18 protein-coding genes are annotated in these 20,281 nt (G+C 47.5%); 16 read left to right on the top strand and 2 right to left on the bottom strand.

Translation table 11 applies throughout. The annotated features are described in order from the left end of the window. Window positions 1-43 precede the first annotated feature (43 nt). Complete coding sequence (locus QZT80_RS25480; RefSeq protein ID WP_295128996.1) at window positions 44-1,417, bottom strand: aldehyde dehydrogenase; 1,374 nt, start codon at window positions 1,415-1,417, stop codon at window positions 44-46. A gap of 128 nt (window positions 1,418-1,545) precedes the next feature. Between QZT80_RS25480 and gatB the strand changes: the two genes are divergently transcribed. The 10 genes from gatB (at window position 1,546) to QZT80_RS25430 (ending at window position 13,021) form a co-directional block, all read left to right on the top strand. Then, window positions 1,546-3,003 (top strand): Asp-tRNA(Asn)/Glu-tRNA(Gln) amidotransferase subunit GatB, encoded by a 1,458-nt coding sequence (gene gatB / locus QZT80_RS25475; protein ID WP_295128995.1) that lies wholly within the window; start codon window positions 1,546-1,548, stop codon window positions 3,001-3,003. Window positions 3,004-3,074: 71 nt separating this feature from the next. Continuing rightward, the gene (locus QZT80_RS25470; RefSeq protein ID WP_295128994.1) at window positions 3,075-4,232 is read left to right on the top strand and encodes a TlpA disulfide reductase family protein; all 1,158 of its coding nucleotides are present in this window, start codon (window positions 3,075-3,077) and stop codon (window positions 4,230-4,232) included. A 247-nt stretch (window positions 4,233-4,479) separates the two neighbouring features. Continuing rightward, window positions 4,480-5,250, top strand: a complete 771-nt coding sequence (locus QZT80_RS25465) for an endonuclease/exonuclease/phosphatase family protein (protein WP_295128993.1) — start codon at window positions 4,480-4,482, stop codon at window positions 5,248-5,250. 8 nt (window positions 5,251-5,258) lie between these two features. Beyond that, complete coding sequence (locus QZT80_RS25460; protein ID WP_295128992.1) at window positions 5,259-5,822, top strand: hypothetical protein; 564 nt, start codon at window positions 5,259-5,261, stop codon at window positions 5,820-5,822. Window positions 5,823-6,192: 370 nt separating this feature from the next. Then, window positions 6,193-7,032, top strand: a complete 840-nt coding sequence (locus QZT80_RS25455) for a hemin ABC transporter substrate-binding protein (protein WP_295128990.1) — start codon at window positions 6,193-6,195, stop codon at window positions 7,030-7,032. A 15-nt stretch (window positions 7,033-7,047) separates the two neighbouring features. Then, window positions 7,048-8,106, top strand: a complete 1,059-nt coding sequence (locus QZT80_RS25450) for an iron ABC transporter permease (protein ID WP_295128989.1) — start codon at window positions 7,048-7,050, stop codon at window positions 8,104-8,106. Further along, window positions 8,103-8,951: a heme ABC transporter ATP-binding protein gene (locus QZT80_RS25445; RefSeq protein ID WP_295128988.1), complete on the top strand. Its 849-nt coding sequence runs from the start codon at window positions 8,103-8,105 to the stop codon at window positions 8,949-8,951. Before QZT80_RS25450 ends, QZT80_RS25445 begins: the two co-directional genes overlap by 4 nt. A 1-nt stretch (window position 8,952) precedes the next feature. Further along, window positions 8,953-9,984: a ChuX/HutX family heme-like substrate-binding protein gene (locus QZT80_RS25440; RefSeq protein WP_295128987.1), complete on the top strand. Its 1,032-nt coding sequence runs from the start codon at window positions 8,953-8,955 to the stop codon at window positions 9,982-9,984. Between the two features lie 327 nt (window positions 9,985-10,311). Next, window positions 10,312-12,390 (top strand): TonB-dependent receptor, encoded by a 2,079-nt coding sequence (locus tag QZT80_RS25435; RefSeq protein WP_295128986.1) that lies wholly within the window; start codon window positions 10,312-10,314, stop codon window positions 12,388-12,390. A 34-nt stretch (window positions 12,391-12,424) separates the two neighbouring features. After that, complete coding sequence (locus QZT80_RS25430) at window positions 12,425-13,021, top strand: HmuY family protein (RefSeq protein ID WP_295128984.1); 597 nt, start codon at window positions 12,425-12,427, stop codon at window positions 13,019-13,021. 67 nt (window positions 13,022-13,088) lie between these two features. On the opposite strand, the gene QZT80_RS25425 is transcribed toward QZT80_RS25430, so the two are convergent. Then, window positions 13,089-15,608, bottom strand: a complete 2,520-nt coding sequence (locus tag QZT80_RS25425) for a DUF5686 family protein (protein WP_295128983.1) — start codon at window positions 15,606-15,608, stop codon at window positions 13,089-13,091. A gap of 132 nt (window positions 15,609-15,740) precedes the next feature. Between QZT80_RS25425 and QZT80_RS25420 the strand changes: the two genes are divergently transcribed. The 6 genes from QZT80_RS25420 (at window position 15,741) to QZT80_RS25395 (ending at window position 20,279) form a co-directional block, all read left to right on the top strand. Continuing rightward, the gene (locus tag QZT80_RS25420; RefSeq protein WP_295128982.1) at window positions 15,741-16,376 is read left to right on the top strand and encodes a hypothetical protein; all 636 of its coding nucleotides are present in this window, start codon (window positions 15,741-15,743) and stop codon (window positions 16,374-16,376) included. 77 nt (window positions 16,377-16,453) lie between these two features. Next, window positions 16,454-16,750, top strand: a complete 297-nt coding sequence (locus tag QZT80_RS25415) for a transcriptional regulator (protein WP_295128981.1) — start codon at window positions 16,454-16,456, stop codon at window positions 16,748-16,750. A 260-nt stretch (window positions 16,751-17,010) separates the two neighbouring features. Next, the gene (creD, locus tag QZT80_RS25410; RefSeq protein ID WP_295128980.1) at window positions 17,011-18,315 is read left to right on the top strand and encodes a cell envelope integrity protein CreD; all 1,305 of its coding nucleotides are present in this window, start codon (window positions 17,011-17,013) and stop codon (window positions 18,313-18,315) included. Window positions 18,316-18,766: 451 nt separating this feature from the next. Continuing rightward, window positions 18,767-19,171 (top strand): hypothetical protein, encoded by a 405-nt coding sequence (locus QZT80_RS25405; RefSeq protein WP_295128978.1) that lies wholly within the window; start codon window positions 18,767-18,769, stop codon window positions 19,169-19,171. Between the two features lie 35 nt (window positions 19,172-19,206). Then, a complete protein-coding gene (locus QZT80_RS25400; RefSeq protein WP_295128977.1) occupies window positions 19,207-19,584 on the top strand; it encodes a diacylglycerol kinase in 378 nt (125 codons plus the stop codon). A 17-nt stretch (window positions 19,585-19,601) separates the two neighbouring features. After that, window positions 19,602-20,279 carry a DUF1361 domain-containing protein gene (locus tag QZT80_RS25395; protein ID WP_295128976.1) on the top strand — a complete coding sequence of 226 codons (678 nt, stop codon included), beginning with the start codon at window positions 19,602-19,604 and terminating at the stop codon, window positions 20,277-20,279. Window positions 20,280-20,281 lie beyond the last annotated feature (2 nt).

Below are 20,281 nucleotides of genomic sequence, written 5' to 3'. Positions count from 1 at the left end.
TGTTAGCGAAACAAACAGACGGCCTGCTTTTGCAGGCCGTTTTTTATTTCATGAACCACTTCGCCATTTTCAGTTTGTTGCCGAACGGTGCGTACTTCATCGCTACATCCAGCCAGGTGCCGCTTTTTACAATAGTTTTGTGGTGCGAAAAAGTATCGAAACCGTATTTACCATGGTATCGGCCCATGCCGCTGTAACCCACGCCACCAAAGGGTGTATCCATATTGGCGAAATGAATAAGGGTGTTGTTGATGCAGCCGCCACCAAATGCGATATCGGTTGTAAAAGATTTTTCTGTAACGCTGTTATTCGTAAAAATATAAAGGGAGAGGGGATAAGGATTTTTGCTGATAATGGCCTTTGCCTCTTCTACATTTTTATAAGTAAGGATGGGCAACACCGGCCCGAATATCTCCTCCTGCATCACCTTTGCGGTAAGTGGTACATTGGTTAACAAAGTAGGGGCGATGTAACGCTCGTCGCGGTTAAACTGTCCGCCACTCAGCACAGTACCTTCCTTTAGATAAGTAATGATGGTATCGAACCGTTTGAGGTTAATGATGCGCGGATAATCGTCGCTTTTCCCGGGCTCCGGGCCAAAGAACTGGGTAATGGCGCGTTGCAGTCCGTCAACCAGTTTATCTTTTATTTCTTCTTTTACGAGGATGTAATCTGGTGCAATACAGGTTTGCCCGGCATTCCAGAACTTGCCCCAGGCAATGCGTTTAACGGCTACTTCCAGGTTCGCTGTTTCGTCTACGATACAGGGCGATTTGCCGCCCAGTTCCAGCGTAACAGGTGTCAGGTGCGGGGCGGCCATCTCCATTATCTTTTTACCTACAGCCGTACTGCCGGTAAAGAGCACGTGGTCGAACCGGTGCTGCATGGCGGCCGGTATTACAGTTTGCCCTTCGCCGGATAATACGGCAACGTAGGCGGAGTCAAAGGTTTCGCGTATAAGATTTTCTATCACTGCGGCTGTGGCGGGTGCCAGTTCCGATGGTTTTAGCATGGCGCAGTTACCTGCAGCTATGGCGGCCACCAGTGGGGCCATCACGAGTTGAAAAGGATAATTCCAGGGTGCAATGATAAGTGCCAATCCTAACGGCTCCTTTACCACTTTGCTGGACGAGGGGAACTGTACCAGCGATGCGCCTCCCCGTTTTGCGCGCATCCATCTGCGGAGTTGCGAGAGGGTGTGGCTTATTTCCATAAACAACAAACCTACTTCGCTGCTGAATGCTTCCAGCGGATGCTTTTTCAGGTCGGTGTGCAGGGCCTGCAATATCCTGGGCTCGTAGGTTTTTATGGCGGCTTTCAGTTTTTGCAACTGCTGGCGGCGAAATTCGTAAGGGCGGGTATTACCGGCTTCGAAATAGCTGCGCTGCCTGCCATAAAGGGTTTTAATATCATCCATCGGTTTACTTTTATGGTCTGTAAGTCGCTCCTGGCCCCACGTTTCCTATCCTCCGTCTAATTTCGTCAAAATTCCCTGCTTTATCTCAGTTTGAATATCTTTGTACGAATCGTCCGGACACAAATATCATGAGCGTAAATATCGACTATAATAAGTATGAGGCCGTAATAGGGCTGGAGGTGCATGCACAACTGCAAACAGAAAGTAAACTCTTTTGTAACGATAGCGCGGCTTTTGGCAGTGCGCCCAATACCAATATCAGTCCCATTACCCTGGCCCACCCCGGCACCCTGCCTTTCCTGAATAAAAAGGCGGTGGAATACGCTATCCGCCTGGGGCTGGCCTGCCATTGTGAAATTGAAAAGGAAAACTTCTTCGCCCGTAAAAACTACTTCTACCCCGATCTTCCCAAAGGTTACCAGGTATCGCAACACACCGCCCCTATTTGTAAGGGCGGCCACGTTCGCATCAGCACCGAAGTCGGCGAACGCGATATCCAGTTGAACCGTATCCACCTGGAGGAAGATGCCGGTAAATCTATACACGACCAGGACCCGGACAATTCACTGATCGACTACAACCGTGCGGGGGTGCCGCTGGTGGAAATCGTAACGGAGCCAGATTTGCATACGGCCGACGAAGCATACGCTTATCTCACCATTTTACGCCGCCTCGTACGTTTCCTCGAAGTGTGCGACGGTAACATGGAAGAGGGCAGTATGCGCTGCGATGCGAACGTATCCATCCGCCTGAAAGGCGAAACTCACCTGGGTACCAAGGTGGAGGTGAAAAATATGAACTCTGTGCGCAACGTAAAACGTGCAATAGAGAACGAAGTGAAACGCCAGATAGAAATGACCGAAAGGGGAGAACGCATTATGCAGGAAACCCGCAGTTTCGACGCTTCTAACGGTAGTTCCTTCCCGCTGCGCTCTAAAGAAGAAGCCAACGATTACCGTTACTTTCCCGAGCCCGACCTGGCGCCGTTTAACTTCACCGATGCCTTTATCGACGGCATTCGTGCTGCCTTACCGCCATTGCCGGAACAGTTGGTGGAAAAATACATGCAGCAGTTGGGCCTTACCGAATACGATGCCCGTGTAATTTGCGACGACCGCGAAACGGTGCAGTATTTCGAAGCGCTTACCGCCGCTACACCACATTACAAAGCTGCGGCCAACTGGATGCTCGGCCCTGTTAAATCTTACCTGAACGAACATAGCCTGGGTATCGGGCAATTCCCATTACAACCACCGGTACTGGCTGCACTCATTGCACTGGTGGCCGATGGTAAGGTGAATTTCTCCATTGCCTCTTCGCGTATTTTGCCCGAACTGATCAACACACCGGACAAAGCACCGCTGGATATTGCTACTGCACTTAATCTTGTGCAGGATAACAATGCCGGTAACATCGCCCCCATTATCGACGAGGTGCTGGCAAAATATCCTGAAAAGGTAGCGGAGTTTAAAGCTGGTAAAAAAGGTTTGATGGGATTGTTTGTGGGCGAAGTGATGAAACTTTCCCAGGGCAAGGCCGATCCTAAACTTACGAACCAGTTGCTGGCTGAAAAACTGGCGCGTTAACCGCTGCCTTTCTGTTTCGTAATTAAGCCCTATTTTTGAACGATACTCTTATCAATAATTAAAGACCCGACATGAAAAAAATAGCATTACTGGCAGGCGTTGCAGCCCTTTTAGCCGTTGGTTGCAACCAGCAGGACGAGAAAGGGGATTTTAAAATAGATGTGAAACTGGCCAATGCGCCACTGGATAAAGTTATTCTGGAAGAACTGACTACAGAGTATCCTAAAATTGTGGATTCGTCTAAAGTGACAGAAGCACAGGGCACTTTTAGTTTTAAGGGACTGGTAAACAACCAGGGGCTTTATCGCATTCGCTTCTCCGATGGTAAGTTCATCCTGCTCGCACTTGATGCAGGTGATATTGCGATCGACGGTGATTACAATGCCCTGGAAAAAATAGCGATCAAAGGTTCCGACGGTTCTGCCGAAATCCGTGATCTGCTGAATAAATACAACGAAAAAAGCATCACACTTTCGCGGCTGCGTATGGTGTTAGACAGCCTTCAGCAGTCGAAAGGCAGCGACAGTCTTTTAAACGTAGAAGGCGTTCGTTTCCAGAAAGAAATAGAACAACTGAAAACGGATGTTACCAGCGTAGTAGAGAAAACAAAGAACCCTGCCACTGCTGTTTTCGCGCTCACCCTGCTGCCTCCTCAGTCTGAACAGGAAATGCTCGCTTATAAAGGCGAACTGGAAAAACTGACAAAGCGTTTCCCGCAGAATGCGTTCGTTAAATCGGTACTTACCAGTGTTGAAGCAGAACTGAAACCGCAACAGGCAGATCAGCAGCAGGCGCCGGACGGCCCTGAAAAAATGATCGGTCAAACCGCTCCCGATTTCACCCTGGCCGATCCTAATGGTAAAATGGTAAGCCTTAGCTCTTTCCGTGGCAAATACCTGCTGGTAGATTTCTGGGCAAGCTGGTGCGGCCCCTGCAGGCAGGAAAACCCGAACGTGGTAAAAGCATACAATGCTTATAAAAATAAAAACTTCACCATCCTCGGTGTATCGCTCGACAAAACAAAAGATCAGTGGATGAAAGCCATTGCTGCCGACGGTTTAAACTGGTCGCACGTGAGTGATCTGAAATTCTGGGAATCGGCTGTAGTGCCTCTGTACAACATCTCCGGTATTCCTACCAACATCCTGGTTGATCCTTCTGGTAAAATAGTAGCGGCCAACTTACGCGGCGAAGCCCTGGAAGCGAAACTGAGCGAATTGTTGAAATAAGTAATTACGATAAGATAAAGAAAGGCCTGCTGACTTGTGCATCAGGCCTTTTTGTTTTTATATATCGGACTTCTGTAAGCGCTGCGTAAGTAATTATTGATGATATAGCCATATTATCTGTTTATACAAAAAAGGGACGACTATACGTTAATAGCATGTTCATTATTTAAAGCACACAACTTATAAGAGATTGCATTTTGTAAAAAGAAATTTTTTTCGCAGCCTGTTCATTTCCTGTTTTTTATTATTGATAAACCTGCCGCTTTGGGCCACCGTACTCGTTTGTACCTGGAACCTGCGCGACTTTGGAAAAACAAAAACCGATAAGCAGCTTTTATATATCGCAAATACGATCAAACACTGCGATGTGATTGCCTTACAGGAAGTGGTTGCAGGTGCGGGCGGCGCGCAGGCCGTTGCGAAACTTGCACAGCAACTGAATCGCAGTGGCGAGCGTTGGGATTATGTGATAAGTGAACCTACCAGCAGCTCTGCCTATAAAAAAGAACGGTATGCTTTTCTCTGGAAAACAAAACGTCTTACGAAAGTGGGCGCAGCGCGGCTCGAAAAAGAGTATCATCAGCAAATAGACCGCGAGCCTTATTATATAGATCTGCGTTATGGCGATAAGCTTTTCACACTGGCAGGGTTTCATGCTATCACTAAAAAAATGCAGCCGGAAAGAGAAGTAAAGTACCTCCGTTATGTGTCCGCGCTTAAGGCACCGCATCCATTGGTTTTTTGTGGTGATTTTAATTTACCGGCAACACACAGCGTTTTTAATCCGCTTAAAAAGATGGGTTATACGGCAGTATTACATCAGCAAAAAACATCGTTGAAGAAAACTTGTAAAGCAGGCAACTGCCTGGCGTCCGAGTTCGATAATATATTTATTCCCGGTAAAGGGCTCAGGCTCATCCGTTCAGGCGTCATTCATTTTTATCGGGACTTTGTTATATTCGGGGATGCCCGGAGTATTTCTGATCATATTCCTGTATTTGCAGAACTGGACTTTTAAAGCTAAATATGAAATATATACTGTCTTCTTGCCTGGTCGTGTTAGTGCTGTTGGCATGTAACCGGGCTAAAGTCCCCCGCCTGGGAAGTGATAGTGCTAGGGGAGGTTCCGCCGGGGGGCCTGTATGGGCGGAGGAGCTGGCTAAGTTTCAGTTGCAGATCAGATTAAACCGCATTATTAATAATACCATCATTGTTTCCGGCGATACGCTTTTGGTAAACCTGCAACACCACGCCCGCAGGGATGCGCCATTCATTATTAAAGGTGATTTTTACGATTGGGCCGATGTAGATACGCTAAGAGCATTTCCTTTTGAAAGCAGCGTTTCGTTGTTGCGCAGTGACAGTACCATCGTGATCGATACGCTTATTAATAAAGAAATGATTGCCAGTCATCTTTCCCTAAACAGGGATTTACAGTCGTTCGGTGTGCTGTTCAGCCCCGGACCAATACGCTCAGAGGGCGATTATGTAGTTATTCCCTTTTATTTTTCGATTCCCATCACAGATCAGGGGCGCCAGGTTTCAGTGAAAATCAGGAAAGATGGCAAAGAGATTAAAGTCACCGAGTAGCCTCATTCTTCCCGCTTGCGTAAATTAATTGTCAAAATTTTCCCGATTTGATTATTCGGTTACAATTTTATGACTTAGTTTTGTCCTACTCAATTACTCCGCACAACTTTTAGAATTAAAACCAACGTTAGCCTGGTAGCTTCCGCCGTTATCAGTTGAACCGTTTTACCAACTCGACTTTATAACTCAATATTCGTGTGTCTTGCCGGTTTTATAAGCCGGGAGGGGAACTTATTGTTCAAAGATAACTTGCCGGGGCATGGCGGAGTAATTGTTCCGGTGAGCCGGTGGTTGGCCCGATTCTAGGCAGGGCCGATCATCTTTTTTATCACTTTGAGCAGCATTGTATTAACTAATAAATCATACTCGGATGAAAGCTTCATGGCGGATGTTTTCCGCGACGCTCCTGGCCTGCGTTTTATTTGCCGTGAATACGGCCACTGCGCAATCGTACAAACGCATCGTTTCTCTTAACGGTACAATTACCGAGGTGCTTGTTGCACTTGGGTTTGAGAAACAAATAGTGGGTGTGGACGTAACAAGTACTTACCCCGCATCCATGCAAAAAGTAGCCAAAGTGGGCCATAACCGTAATATTACGGCCGAACCGGTACTGGCATTGCAGCCCGACCTGGTAATCACTACTTCCAACTACATCTCGCCTGCAGTATTAGAACAGTTTAAAGCCGTGGGTGTTAAAACCGTAGTAGTGTCGCAGGAGTATTCGGTAGAAGGTACCTGTGCGCTTATTAACCAGGTGGCAGCCGCTATGGGCGTTGCGGCTAAAGGCGCAGCACTTTGTAAACAGCTGGAAACAGAAAAGCAAAGTCTTAAAACAGCTACCCGTCAGAAGAAAGTATTATTTATCTACGCACGTGGCGCAGGTACCATGATGGTAGCTGGTAAAGAAACCGCGCTGGATAAAATGATTGTGCTGGCAGGCGCTAAAAATGCCGCCGGTGATTTTAAAGACTTCAAACCACTTACCGCAGAAGCATTGGTAACCGCTAATCCGGATGTGATATTAATGTTCGACACCGGCCTCGAAAGCATGGGCGGCGTTAATGGTTTACTGAAGGTGCAGGGCGTTTCACAAACCACTGCAGGTAAAGAAAAGAAAGTAATTGTAATGGACGGTCAACTGCTCACGGGCTTTGGTCCGAGAGTAATACAGGCCATCCGCGAGCTTTCGCAGAAGATAGAAGGATAGTGAGGAGATAAGCAAATGATGAATACAGGATTAAAACGCTTCAGCGCCGTTGCCTTTTTTAGTGCATTGCTGCTGTTAGCCATTATACTCAGCACTGGTATAGGTGCTATGTCTATTTCACCTGCACAGGTGGTAGCCATCTTGTTATCGAAGATCGGCATTCATTTGCCGGTTGAATATAACGAAGGCACAGCCGCAGTGTTATGGATGATACGTTTGCCAAGAGTAGTACTGGGTGTAATCATAGGTGCTGGTCTGGCTATTGCGGGCGCCGCCTTACAAGGCCTCTTTCGCAATCCTCTGGCCGATCCTGGTTTGATAGGCGTAAGTTCCGGAGCCTCCCTCACAGCGGTTATGCTCATTGTACTGCAGTCCTCTTTCCCATTTTTAACGGATAATCACCTGCTGCAGTTTTACGTAATGAACATCGTTACGTTCGGTGGCGCGATCATAGCAGTATTACTGGTGTTCCGTATTTCGTTACGCAATGGTCAGGCAGTAATGTCTACCATGTTACTCGCAGGTATTGCTATTAACGCGTTGTGTAATGCCATCACCGGGCTTATGACTTACATTTCAACCAACGAACAACTGCGGAGTATTGTTTTCTGGTTGATGGGGAGTCTTGGCGGGGCCAGCTGGCAAACAGTTTTGGCGGTATTGCCGTTCGTGTTAATTCCATTGATCCTGTTGCCCCGCATAGCACAGGCATTGAATGTATATGCGCTGGGTGAACGGGAGGCCATGCACAGCGGGGTGAAAGTAGGCCGTTTAAAAACACAGTTGATCATTTTTGCGACCATGGCGGTTGCGGCAGGAGTGGCAGTAGCGGGCGTAATTGGTTTCGTAGGATTGGTAGTTCCGCATATTGTGCGGCAAATTACCGGCCCCGATAATCGTATTCTTATTCCCTGCTCGGCTTTGCTGGGTGCAGTACTGCTTACTGTATCCGACTTACTATGCCGCACCATTGCGGCACCGGCTGAAATTCCGGTAGGCATTGTAACTGCCATTATTGGTACACCGTTTTTCATCTGGTTGATATTAAAAGAAAAGAAATCGCTCGCCATATGATGCTGGAAGTAGAGAAGCTCACCGTAGAACTGGGCGGCAGGCCCATTCTTCATAACCTGGACTTAACGGCCGGTACGGGTGAGTTGTGTGTGTTGATGGGCGCGAACGGAGAAGGTAAATCAACTTTACTCCGTGCGCTTGCCGGCGAATATCCTGGTTATAAGGGACGAATAGCCATGGCGGGCAAAGATTTACGTAACACTTCCATCAAAGAACAGGCGCAGCAACGGGCGGTACTGTCGCAACAACTTTCGCTGCACCTGCCGTTTACGGTGGAAGAAGTAGTGATGATGGGCCGCTTTGTATACACCGGCACCCACGCTAACGATAAAGAAATGGTGCAGTATGCTATGAAGCAGCTACAGGTATTTGATCTTCGTGATCGCTCTTTTCTAACACTTTCCGGTGGCCAGAAACAGCGTGTGCAAATGGCGCGTGTACTGGCACAGGTGCTGGAAGTGCCTGATATAAATGGTATGGATTATGCCGGTAAAAAGATACTGTTGCTCGACGAGCCGGTTACCGGTATGGATATTCTGCATCAGCAATTATCACTGCAACTCGCTACACAACTGGCGCAGCAGGGCGTACTGGTTGTAGCAGTGCTGCACGATTTTCAATTAACCGCAGCTTACGCGCAACGCGTATGGTTGCTCAAACACGGGCGTGTATTTTCCGAAGGCGGCGTGCGCCAGGTATTTACGCCCGTAAACATCGAGGCCTGCTTCGGCATTGCCGTTCATGTACTCGATCATCCCGGGGTTAGTTATCCTTTAGTGGTAACAGCAGCCGGTCAACACCCGATTCATTTACCCACTGCCGCTCAGGCAATAAAATCTTTTTAAAATGACCACCATGATCGCTTCTTCTCTTAAAGACAAATGGATCAGCTTTAAAGCAGAAAATCCTAAAGTGCGTATCCGCGATGCTGCACAACAGATTGGTACCAGCGAAGGTGCATTGGTAGCAGCATTTGCCGGTACTTGTGTAACCCGCCTGCAGCCCGACTTCCGCGCTATCACCAAACGTATGCAGGAAGTGGGGAAGGTAATGGTGCTTACCCGTAACGAGAGCTGCGTAATTGAAAGGAAAGGTATCTTCGAAAAAGTAGATGTCGACAATCCGCATGTAGGCCTGGTACTGGGTGCAGATATTGACCTGCGTATGTTCCTGAATAAATGGGTACACGGCTTTGCGGTAAATGATGATGAAACTGCCGGTTTCAAAACTTCTATCCAGGTGTTTGATGGGCAGGGCGTAGCTGTTATTAAATTTTATCCTACAGATGCTACTAACCACGCGGCATGGCAGCAACTGGTAAATGACTTTACCGCCGCTGAACAGGATACAACGATTCCCGAAGCTGCACCGCCAAAGAAAATGACATATGCAGAAACAGTTGATACTGCTGCATTCCTCGAAGAGTGGTCGGGATTAAAAGATACGCACGACTTTTTCCCCCTGATCATGAAACATCGCGTTTCCCGTACGCAGGCATTGGAAATAGCCGAAGGCCGCTTCGCCCGTAAAACCTCCAATGAAGCCGCAAAACAGTTGCTCGAACAGGCCTCCGCATCCGGACTCGAAATCATGATCTTTGTTGGTAACCACGGCAACATCGAAATACATACCGGCCCGGTAAATAAAATACTCGAAATTCCAGGATGGATCAACGTAATGGACCCAGACCTGAACATTCACCTGAAAATGGGCGACATCGCACAGAGCTGGATCGTTGAAAAACCTTCTGTTGATGGGGTGGTAACTTCCCTTGAAGTATTTGATGCTGCAGGTGACATGATCATTCAGTTCTTTGGTAAACGTAAGCCTGGTCAGCCAGAGCTGCAAAACTGGAGAGAACTGGCTGCAAAACTGTAATTGAAAACCCGTTTTAGAAATAGTTTTTTTCCGGAGGGCTGACCGTTTGTTGGTCAGCCCTTATTTATTCAGAAAAGACAGTCATCATTCCGTGATCTGTAAAGAAGGTTTCTTGATTAGTTTTCCGGATTGCGTAAATCATTTTCCCAATCCGCAACGTGGATTGCTGTTGGAACATCTAATTTTGTCATTACTCCGCCCGCATTGTAATTATTCGTTGCAGCATACACCTGACCATACTATGGTTGTGTATCCTATGTGTATACAGTATTAAGACCACTCACAGAACCGATCATGTGCCTGAATAGATATTTTATTACAATTTTGTTGTGCGCGGCATTTTCATCATTATCTGCACAAAAAGACACGACGCAGCAACCACACGACCTGGAGGAAGTGGTGGTAACCGCTACGCGTACCGATAACCTTAGCAGTAAGGTGCCGGTACCTGTAACTGTTATCTCCCGCAAAATAATTGATCAGATGGGCAGTCGCCGGCTGGATGAAGTGTTGCGCGAACAAACAGGGCTTGCATTGGTGGCAGACGCGAGTGGTGCCGGTCATGGCAGCGGTTTGCAGTTACAGGGTTTCGATCCCGCCTACACCATGATCATGATCGACGGGCAGCCGCTTATTGGCCGCACTTCCGGTAAACTTGATCTCTCCCGTATTACAGTAGCAGATATTGAACGAATTGAAATTATCAAAGGTGCGAGTTCCTGCCTGTACGGCAGCGATGCGCTGGCCGGGGTGGTTAATATCATCACCCGCAAACCTTTAAGCAGCACCAGTTATAGCGCCGGATTACGTTATGGCACTTATAATACGCTCGATGCTACATTAGAAGGAGGTCTTCCCTTCAATCATAACAAAGGCCACATTTCCCTTTCCGGCAACTACTACCGCACCGATGGTTTTAACGCCAATCCGGACGCGCAGCAGGCTAACACCGTTCTTCCTTACAACAGCTATACATTACAGGCCAGGGCCGGTTACTTACTCAATAGCCGGAACAGGCTTAACTTCTCCGCACGCTGGGCACATTTGCAACAGTCCAACGATTACGGGTATACACAAGGTATTACCACCAGTGATAAAACCAGTGAGAAAGACCTGAACATTATGGCCACGCTCGAAAACCGGCTGCGCGACAGTTCTCAGCTAAAAACACAGTATTATCTGACCCGTTACGGCACCAACGAAGAAATAAGCAACAAGGGTACAGGCGTTGCGCTGGAAGATAATTTCTTCACGCAATACATGAACCGCCTCGAGTTGCAATACAACAAACAGCTTTATACATCCCTGATGTTTACCGGCGGTGTGGGTGGTACGCTCGAATCACTGGAGGCTACGCGTTATACAGAGAAGCGTAACATGGAAAGCATTTTTGCATATGTGCAGGGCGATTGGAAAGTAGGGGAGAAAATAGGGGTGCTGGGTGGATTACGTTACGATCGTAACAATATTTATGGCGACCAGTTAAGTCCGAAACTGGCCGTACGTTATACACCGAATGAGATGATCAATTTTAAGGCTTCCGTTGGCCGAGGCTTTAAGGCGCCGGACTTCAGGCAGTCTTATTTGTCATTTACCAATGCCCAGGTAGGTTATACGGTATTAGGTACGGAAGAATTTGGAGCAGGTCTTCAGCAGCTACAGGACGCAGGGGAAATCGTCAGCGTGTTACCTGCCGCATCGCGCATCCGATCGTTATCGCCGGAGCGTTCTACATCTTATAATGCAGGTTTCACTTTAACACCAACAAGAAAAGTGAAGATAGAAGCGAACGTGTTCAGGAATGATGTAACAGATTTGATTAACACCATCACCGTTGCAGAAAAAACAAATGGCTGGCAGGTATACTCCTATGTGAACGTATCAAAGGCGCGTATGCAGGGCGTAGAGGTAAACGCCAGCTGGCAGTTACTTCGCGGCCTCACGCTTAGCGGCGGCTACCAGTTGCTGTACGCTAAAAACCGCGATGTAACCGATTCAATCAAAGCAGGCCAGGGCGCATATGCCAGTATCACCGATAACTCAGGGCATACAAGAACATCCAGGGAAAGCGATTACTACGGTATAGAGAACCGCTCGCGCCATATGGGTAACCTGCGTTTGTTTTACGAATACAAACCATGGGGACTTAACGCTTCCGTGCGGGCCAACTATCGTGGTAAGTACGGTTACTCCGACACTAACGGCAACTTGTTTATCGATGATTACGACCGCTTTGTAAAAGGTTATACACTGTTAAACGCATCTGTAGGAAAAACCTTTCTCAATAACCGGTTGGCAGTGCAGTTAGCGGTAGACAATATAACCGGTCATATGGATGCATTCATTCCCAACCTGGCAGGCCGTGTATACAACGCCGGCATCACCTGGAAGTTCGTCAAACAGTAAACTATCTTTTTAAATATCATAAACCAATTAGAACATGCGTATTAATTACAAGCACTTATTAGTAGTGGCGTCAGCAGCAGTAATGACATTTGTAGCCTGCGATAAAGACGATGACAAACCAGTGATCCGTACAGCAACCTCTGTTACTGACCTTGCGGCCGATACTGCAGCAGCTACCGGCCAGGGCGCTAAAGCTCCCCGTTATTTCACTTTCGCCACGCAAACACTTTCCGCTACAGGAACAGACAGCTCAAAGTGGGATATTTCTTTCACCAGCACTTACAATGGTAATGTAACTGCCAGCAACGGTAAAATCGCGCTCGTTGATACCGCTTTTGACGCGCTGACCACCGCACCGGCCGATACCGCATTTAAGTATGCTACTGTGGGTATTGATGGTTTTGGTCAAACCGGCTGGTATGTTTATAACATGACTACTCACATAGTAAGTCCGAAAGCAAATCGTACGATCGTATTGCGTACTGCAGCAGGTAAATATGCCAAACTGCAAATGATTTCTTTGTACAAAGGCAATCCGGCCGCACCTACATTACAAACGCCAGTTCCATACCTGACTTTCAAATATTTTGTACAGGCAAATGGCAGCAGAAACCTGACCACCATTCAATAATCAATAACCAGCTAATAAGAAAAGCCTTCCCGAAAGAGAAGGCTTTTCTTATGATAATGACGTTAGTTTAGAATGATAATTTGAAACTGCCGAACACCCCGAAAGTACGGTTATATTCTTCGCCCGGTTGCCGCGAAGGCGCCACTCTCCACACAAAATCTACCCGCAGGAACTTCAGGATGTTTTCCACCCCGGTACCCACTTCCAGGTAAGGGTTACCTTCCAGTGTTTTGAATGGATAACCATTGTTCAGGTTCAGTGTTTTGTTTTTCTCAGACAGTTTGCCGAGCAGGCCTTTCGCCGTCCAGAACTGGCGGAACTTTAACTTGCGTACACCGGGAATGTAGTTGAACACACCGCTGCCGATCGTATGTTCCAGGTTAAAACCCGCATACTGATCACTGATGAACTCGAAGCGGTTCATCATGTTAAACGCATATTTGTTATAGTAGTAAATTTCATTACCCGGATGTATTTCCAGCAGCGGATAAGGCAATGCCGGTCCGAAAGTCTTACCACCGAAAATGTTGTAATAGATCGTACCGAGCGCGCCCACTTTCCAATAATCAGATACGGTAAGTGATACTTTCTCATAAGAGTAGTTGCTATTTACGATGCCCGGTATGCCAAGGGCAAAACGAGCCTCTACAACGGGGTATTTGCTGCCGAGGCTATAACGGTAGTAATTGCCTTCGAGGAACTCTTCACGGTATGCGTAACGCAGCTTAAGCGCTACCTCTGAGTTGGTAAGTGGCGTGCCGCTTCCGCTTCCGCCTTCTTTTGGATAATATTCCTTACCCGGCAAAGGTGCAAATGGCTTAAACTCTTTATGCACGAATGACAGGTGATGCGAAAATCCTGTATAATATTCTTTATAGAACTCTATACGTTTCTCATCTATCATCATAAATTTTTGCGGTACCCCCCCCTTGCGGATAGCCAGCGAAAAGATGTTATCGGTACCCACTTCATCGTAATAAGTAGCACCGTTGTCGAGGTCGCGGGTGTAGGAGCCGTAAATGTAGGTGCGCGGTGCGCGGTCGAGTATCCAAAGCCCGGTCATTTTACCTTTGAAGCGCTGGTCGCCAAAGCCGTAAGCCAGGTAACCATAGAGGTAAAGGTTTTTGCTCACCTGTGGGGTAGTGCCCAAATCGAGTCGCATACGGAAACCTTCGAGCCTGTTGCTGCTAAAGAGGTAGAAGTAGGGGCCCCATTCAACCGGACCAAATGCTTTATAACCGGTGGCGATAAACTTGATGGTGTTAGAGTATTTCTGGAACAGCGGCATCTTCTGCAACGTGTCCACCATTTTATATATGGCTACTTCGTTTTTCGTTAACGTATCATGACGTGCCTGTTGCCAGAAATCGTCGCTGCGTTTACGGGCGCTGTCGGCAATAACAATGTTGGCAGGGTACTTTTTCTTTTCATCGAAGATGTTGGTAGCGGCCGTGTCATTCACGATGATCTTTTCATAACTCGTGGTTTTGCGCCCGATAAACTCCAGCGTTTTCGTGGGTTTAGGGCTAGGCGTCCAGAAGTCAACAATGAATTTATCTTTTGCCAGGAACCACATCGAACTGTCGTTGATGGGCTTAAACTCCTGTACCAGCGAAATACGTCGCACGAAGTTAATGTTCGCATCGCCCGGAACCGACATGGTCATTTTTTGCACGGCATAGGTGCTGTCCTGTACCCATACTTCGCCTACAAACACGTTCTCACCCTTACGCCTGGGCGTAAAGTTAAGTTTGATGTAACGCTGCTGCGCCACATACTGCGTATCCGTAATACGGTAGTTGTAAAACATGGCACCGCTGCTGCTGATCGGGCTTACGAACTGTTTATCGAAAACAGGAATGTAGTTGTCGTACACGTTAATGTTCTGGTACATACTGCCCAGGAACTTGGTCACGCTTTCATTATCCAGCCCTGATGTACGGCTGGCCTTTATAATCTCCTTTTCTTTGAACGGGCTTTTCTGGAAGAAGTAATCCGAAAGCGACTCTGTAAGGAACACCGGCAGGAAAGGCTTGCTTTCTGAGGTACTGTCAATATTCTTTAACACAAAGGCAAACGGCTTCGTAAACCGGTTTTTGGAAAGTTTCACCGTGTTAAGGTTCTTCATGTCCAGTTCCAGCTTATTGTACACTTCGTACTTATAATTTTCGAGCCTGTCGTAGTTGTTGTAGGGTTTCCTGCGGATGATCTGCCGCAGCAGCAGGAGGGCAAAGTTCACGTTGGCTTTTACTTCAAACTGTTTCAGCGATACATCGGAGCGGGTGATCTCAAAATTAATTTCCTGTGCCGTATCGGTACGGCTCACATGCATTACCGTTCGCTGGTAACCCATCACCCTTACAAGCAGTGAATCAGATGGTATTCCGTTTAAGTCGAACAGGTAATACCCCTGTTCGTTCGTGACCATTCCCTCGTTAGTCCCCACAAACTGTAATGTAGCAAATGGGATTACTTCCTGGGAATGCGCATCTTTTACAACACCACTGACCTTATATCGCTGAGCCTGAAGGCCTGAGAAACTTACAATGCCTATAATCAGAGCTATAATTCTTATCCATGCGGTCATACAGGGGGCAAATTAGATATTTTACGTCTATTTAAACGCGCGTACCCGTAAAATGACTACAGATTTACATCAAAAAATATATTTTGTTAATTAGAAACTTTTAATAGCTTTGTAGTGCAAAGTGCTTTCCTTATGAACGAGCAACAACACCTCGATACGCTTACAGACATCAAACGGATGATGGAACGATCTACCAGGTTTATTTCCCTGAGTGGGCTCAGTGGCGTAATCGCCGGTGTGTCTGCCCTCGTGGGCGCTTGCCTGGCGTACATATTGCTGCGCGACTACTATTATGAGTGGGATGTGTTGGGCAATCACAGCCGGGAGGCCTTTCTCCACCTGAAAGTGCGGTTGGTAGGGCTGGCGTTGCTCGTGCTGTTGGTGGCTATCAGTGCGGGCTGTTACCTCACCTGGCGCCGGGCTAAAAAGAACGGCGAAGCGATATGGGACGGGGTAGCCCGCAAGGTCCTGGTAAACCTTGCCATTCCACTGGCCGCCGGTGCAGCTTTCATACTGGGAACGCTTTATAACGAAACGCCTATACTGATTACCCCCACCTGCCTCATTTTTTACGGGCTGGCGCTGGTAAATGCAAGCAAATACACCCTGTCGGATATCCGTTACCTTGGGCTGGCAGAAATAGGGCTGGGAATCATTAACCTGTTTGCGGTACGGTACGGACTTTATTTCTGGGCCATCGGTTTTGGCGTATTGCACATCGTATACGGCACTTCTATGTGGCTCAAATATGAGCGAAAAGCTGCCTGAGGTTTTAGATTGTGGAGAAAGTTATAGAAATTAGTGGGGCCGGAACATCCAAAGGCCGGAGAATATAAAGCGAAGTAATGAATCCGATCGGTAATCTGAATAAAATTTTCGAAAGCCGCATCCGCCTCGGTGTGATGAGCGTCCTTATGGTCAATGAGGAAGTAAACTTCAATGACCTGAAGGAGGTGCTGGAGGTAACCGATGGCAACCTGGCCTCGCACCTCAGCACGCTGGAGGAAAATGGGTTCCTGAAAGTGCATAAAGGATTTATAGGCCGTAAAACAAATACAACGTATTCTATCACCAAAGCGGGCGAAAAGGCTTTTAAAGGCCACATCACCGCGCTGGAACAAATGATCAAGTTCTCACAGTAAAATTTTTTTTACCCTTACACTTTGAATTGCAAAGTGCTTTTAAGTAGATAAGTCTGATGCCCGGGGAAACCCGGACGGTTACACGGGTGTAGCGGCCCGAATGGCTTTGCCATGCCCGTTTTAGCCGGAACACAAATAGTGCTGATATGCGCAGGGAATTGTCATGCCCATAACGAAGCCCATTCTAAATCCTATATATATACAAAAGTGGCCGGTGGTTAAAACCGGCCACCATCATCTGAAATTTTAAAACAACTTTTATGCAAGATCATTGGTTAAAACGTTACGCCTATTTTTTTAAAGCTGTTATTGTTCTCGTTATGGTATTGGTACTGCTTATTCCCATGGCCATGACCGAGTCTATGATCCGCGAACGGTCGTACCGGCAGGAGGATGCGATTAAAGAGGTGAGTGGCAAGTGGGGGGCGGCCCAAACCATTACCGGTCCTGTGCTGGTGGTGCCCTACACAGTGGGCGACACGCTGGGTACTGCCCGTGGTTACGCCTACTTTCTCCCCGAGCAACTCACGATTAATGGTAACCTGGTGTCGGAAACCCGGCAGCGGGGCATTTACAACATACCGGTTTACAATTCATCCATAAAACTGGGTGGATATTTTAAACAGCTTTCTATCGACGGGCTTAACCTGTCGGCCAGCAAACTTAAGCTGGACGAAGCTTTTCTGGCAATTGGCCTCACCGACCTCCGTGGTATCAATAAAGAATTAAAGGCCGACTGGGATGGGGCAGAAACAGTGTTTAACCCGGGATTGCCAAACGATGAGTTATTTAGCAGCGGTATACAGGCGAAAGTGCCACTGGTTGCGGGTAAAGACGTGTATATGTTCGCGATAGACCTGGGGCTGAGAGGTAGCCAAACGTTCAGTTTTTCACCGGTAGGTAAAAACACTAAAGTAAAACTTACGTCTAACTGGAATACACCAAGCTTTGATGGTGCTGTATTACCCGACACGCATACTATTGCCACCGATTCTGGTTTCGTTGCCAACTGGGAAACACTCAGCGCCGGCCGGGCCTTTCCCCAGCAATGGACAGGCTCGAACGTAAAGATCAATACTTCTGATATTTCGGTGAAGTTGTTCCCTGCCATTGATACTTACCAGCAATCACTTCGTTCAGTAAAGTATTCTGTCCTTATCATCGGGCTTACCTTTCTGCTGTTCTATTTTATCGAATTGTTGCAGCGCAGAAGCGTGCATCCTTTGCAGTACATGCTTATTGGTCTTGCTTTGTGCGTGTTTTATACCCTGCTGATCGCGATTTCGGAGCAGCTGAATTTTGCGCTGGCTTATGCTATTGCATCTGTGATGACGATAGGATTGATCACTTTTTATGTGACCAGTGTATTTAAGAATTATCGCACGGCCCTCAGTATTAGTGCTGTGTTGGCGGCCCTCTACGGCTTCCTGTATGTGATCATCCGTTCCGAAGATCAGTCTTTGCTGATGGGTAGCCTCGGCCTGTTCGTCATCCTTGCTATTGTGATGTACTTCAGTCGCCGGATTCGCTGGGACGAACTGGCCGCACCTTCTGTTAGTCATTGATCACCTGATTTTAAACCGAAGCCTGATGAAAATCAAGATGGTCCTGCCGGCGCTCACGGAAGCTAAAAGTCCCTACTGGCGCCCGCATTTTGGAGGGCATACCGAAGGTGCGCCGCCACCTAATTAAACGTGCCTATTATCTCGTACCCAATTCCATTGTTGTAACCCGTGGCTGCCCGCATCACTGCGACTTTTGTTACAAGGATGCCTTTTTCGAAGGGGGACGGTCGTTTCACCCAGACTGTTAACGATGCATTGTCTGAAATGACTGTCTCCCCGGGCGCCACCTTTATTTCCCGGACGATACCTGCCCTCTGGCTTGTCCCAGGGCATGAATGTACCGCGGCCTTAACCAGATGTTACCATTGCCGGAGGCCAATTTTATCCAAAGTACGTAACCCGCAAACCGGATTTAATCCCCAACATCCATTATTAATAAAAAACAATTGATATGAAAACGGTGATTTCAAACTCACGCTGGCCAATGTGGCTGGGTATTTTTCTTACGGTGCCTGCGGGCTGGATCATTTTAACGACCATCCTGAAATATGGGATGGGTTTTCCTGCCCTGGCCGACTTTTCCGAGCCGGTGGCCGAACAAATCGGACTTAGTACTTACGGGCTGGGTTTCAACCTGTTACTGATATTGGCACCCTTAATGGCGGCTGTTCTTAACATCCTTTCGTTTACGCACTGCGAGTACACTTTTTACCAGCATTTCATTTCCATGCGGTTCATGGTCAGGAAAAACTGGTGGAATATGGCGGTGGCGGCAAATGGTATCCTTATCTTAGGCCTGGTATTTATCTATTTGCTGGGGGAAAACGGGTGGCGTTTTATGTTCCTGTTTAAATGACTGCCCCAACATTATCCGTATTTAATGTTTTGCTTATGTCTCTTTTTTCGAAAACCCTCTACAACAGGCTTCGCAGTTTCGGATACGCCTTCAGCGGAATTATCGCTTTTCTTAAGAGTGAGCCGAACGGCCGCATTCACGCGCTTGCCACAGCAGCCGTGATCGTCGCCGGATGCTGGTTGGGCTTAACGACCGTGGAATGGTGTGTCATCCTTGTCGTAACCGGGCTGGTGTGGATTACGGAGATGTTAAATACAGCGATCGAAAAAGCCATGGACCACCTGGCCCCCGAAAGGCATGAGCGGGTAAAGTTTGTTAAGGACGTGGCGGCAGGTGCGGTGTTAATATCCGCTGTGGTGGCGGTGGCAGCGGGGCTGCTTATTTTTGTGCCAAAGGTGATGGCAATTATCTGACCTTTTAAATGCTTGTGATGAAATTATTTGTTGTGCAAACGGGAATAACGCAGTTGATTACACGGAAATATACATTAACGCACATGGCTTTTATCGGCACGGCTTTTTGCCTGCTGCTGGTAATGGCGCGTATGTATTACACCGGCAATACTTCTTATGCGTTTATGGTGTGGAACCTGTTTTTGGGTTATGTTCCTTTCATATTGAGCAACGCCATGGCGCGTTTTACTGTGCTGGTGCAGCGCTGGTACTTACTGTTACCGATACTCGGCCTCTGGTTATTGTTTTTACCCAATGCGCCGTACATGATCACCGATCTTTTTCACCTGGAACCTTTTGGCCCGGTGCCGCAGTGGTACGATCTGTTCCTGCTCTGCTCTTTCGCGTTCACAGGTGTATTGGTCGGTTACCTGTCAATGGCGCAGGTGAAAAGTTTGTTGCAGCAACGCTTCGACGCAAAACTGCGCGGTTTTAATCTTCCTGTAATTTGGGCCTGTGCCGCAGGTGTATATATCGGTCGTTTCTTAAGATGGAACAGTTGGGATTTATTTACACGCCCGCTCGACGTACTGGGCGATATGTTCGGCATCATTTTTCATCCCGCTCAATATCCCGGTGCATGGGGCTTTACCCTTTGTATGGGTGGATTTATGAGCATCCTTTATTACACCGCAAAAAAAATCCCGGAACGATAAAA

The organism is uncultured Chitinophaga sp. (assembly GCF_902168175.1).
In the GTDB taxonomy this organism is placed as follows: domain Bacteria; phylum Bacteroidota; class Bacteroidia; order Chitinophagales; family Chitinophagaceae; genus Chitinophaga.
Note: the sequence above shows the minus strand (reverse complement) of the source record. Positions and strands in the feature narration are given on the sequence as shown.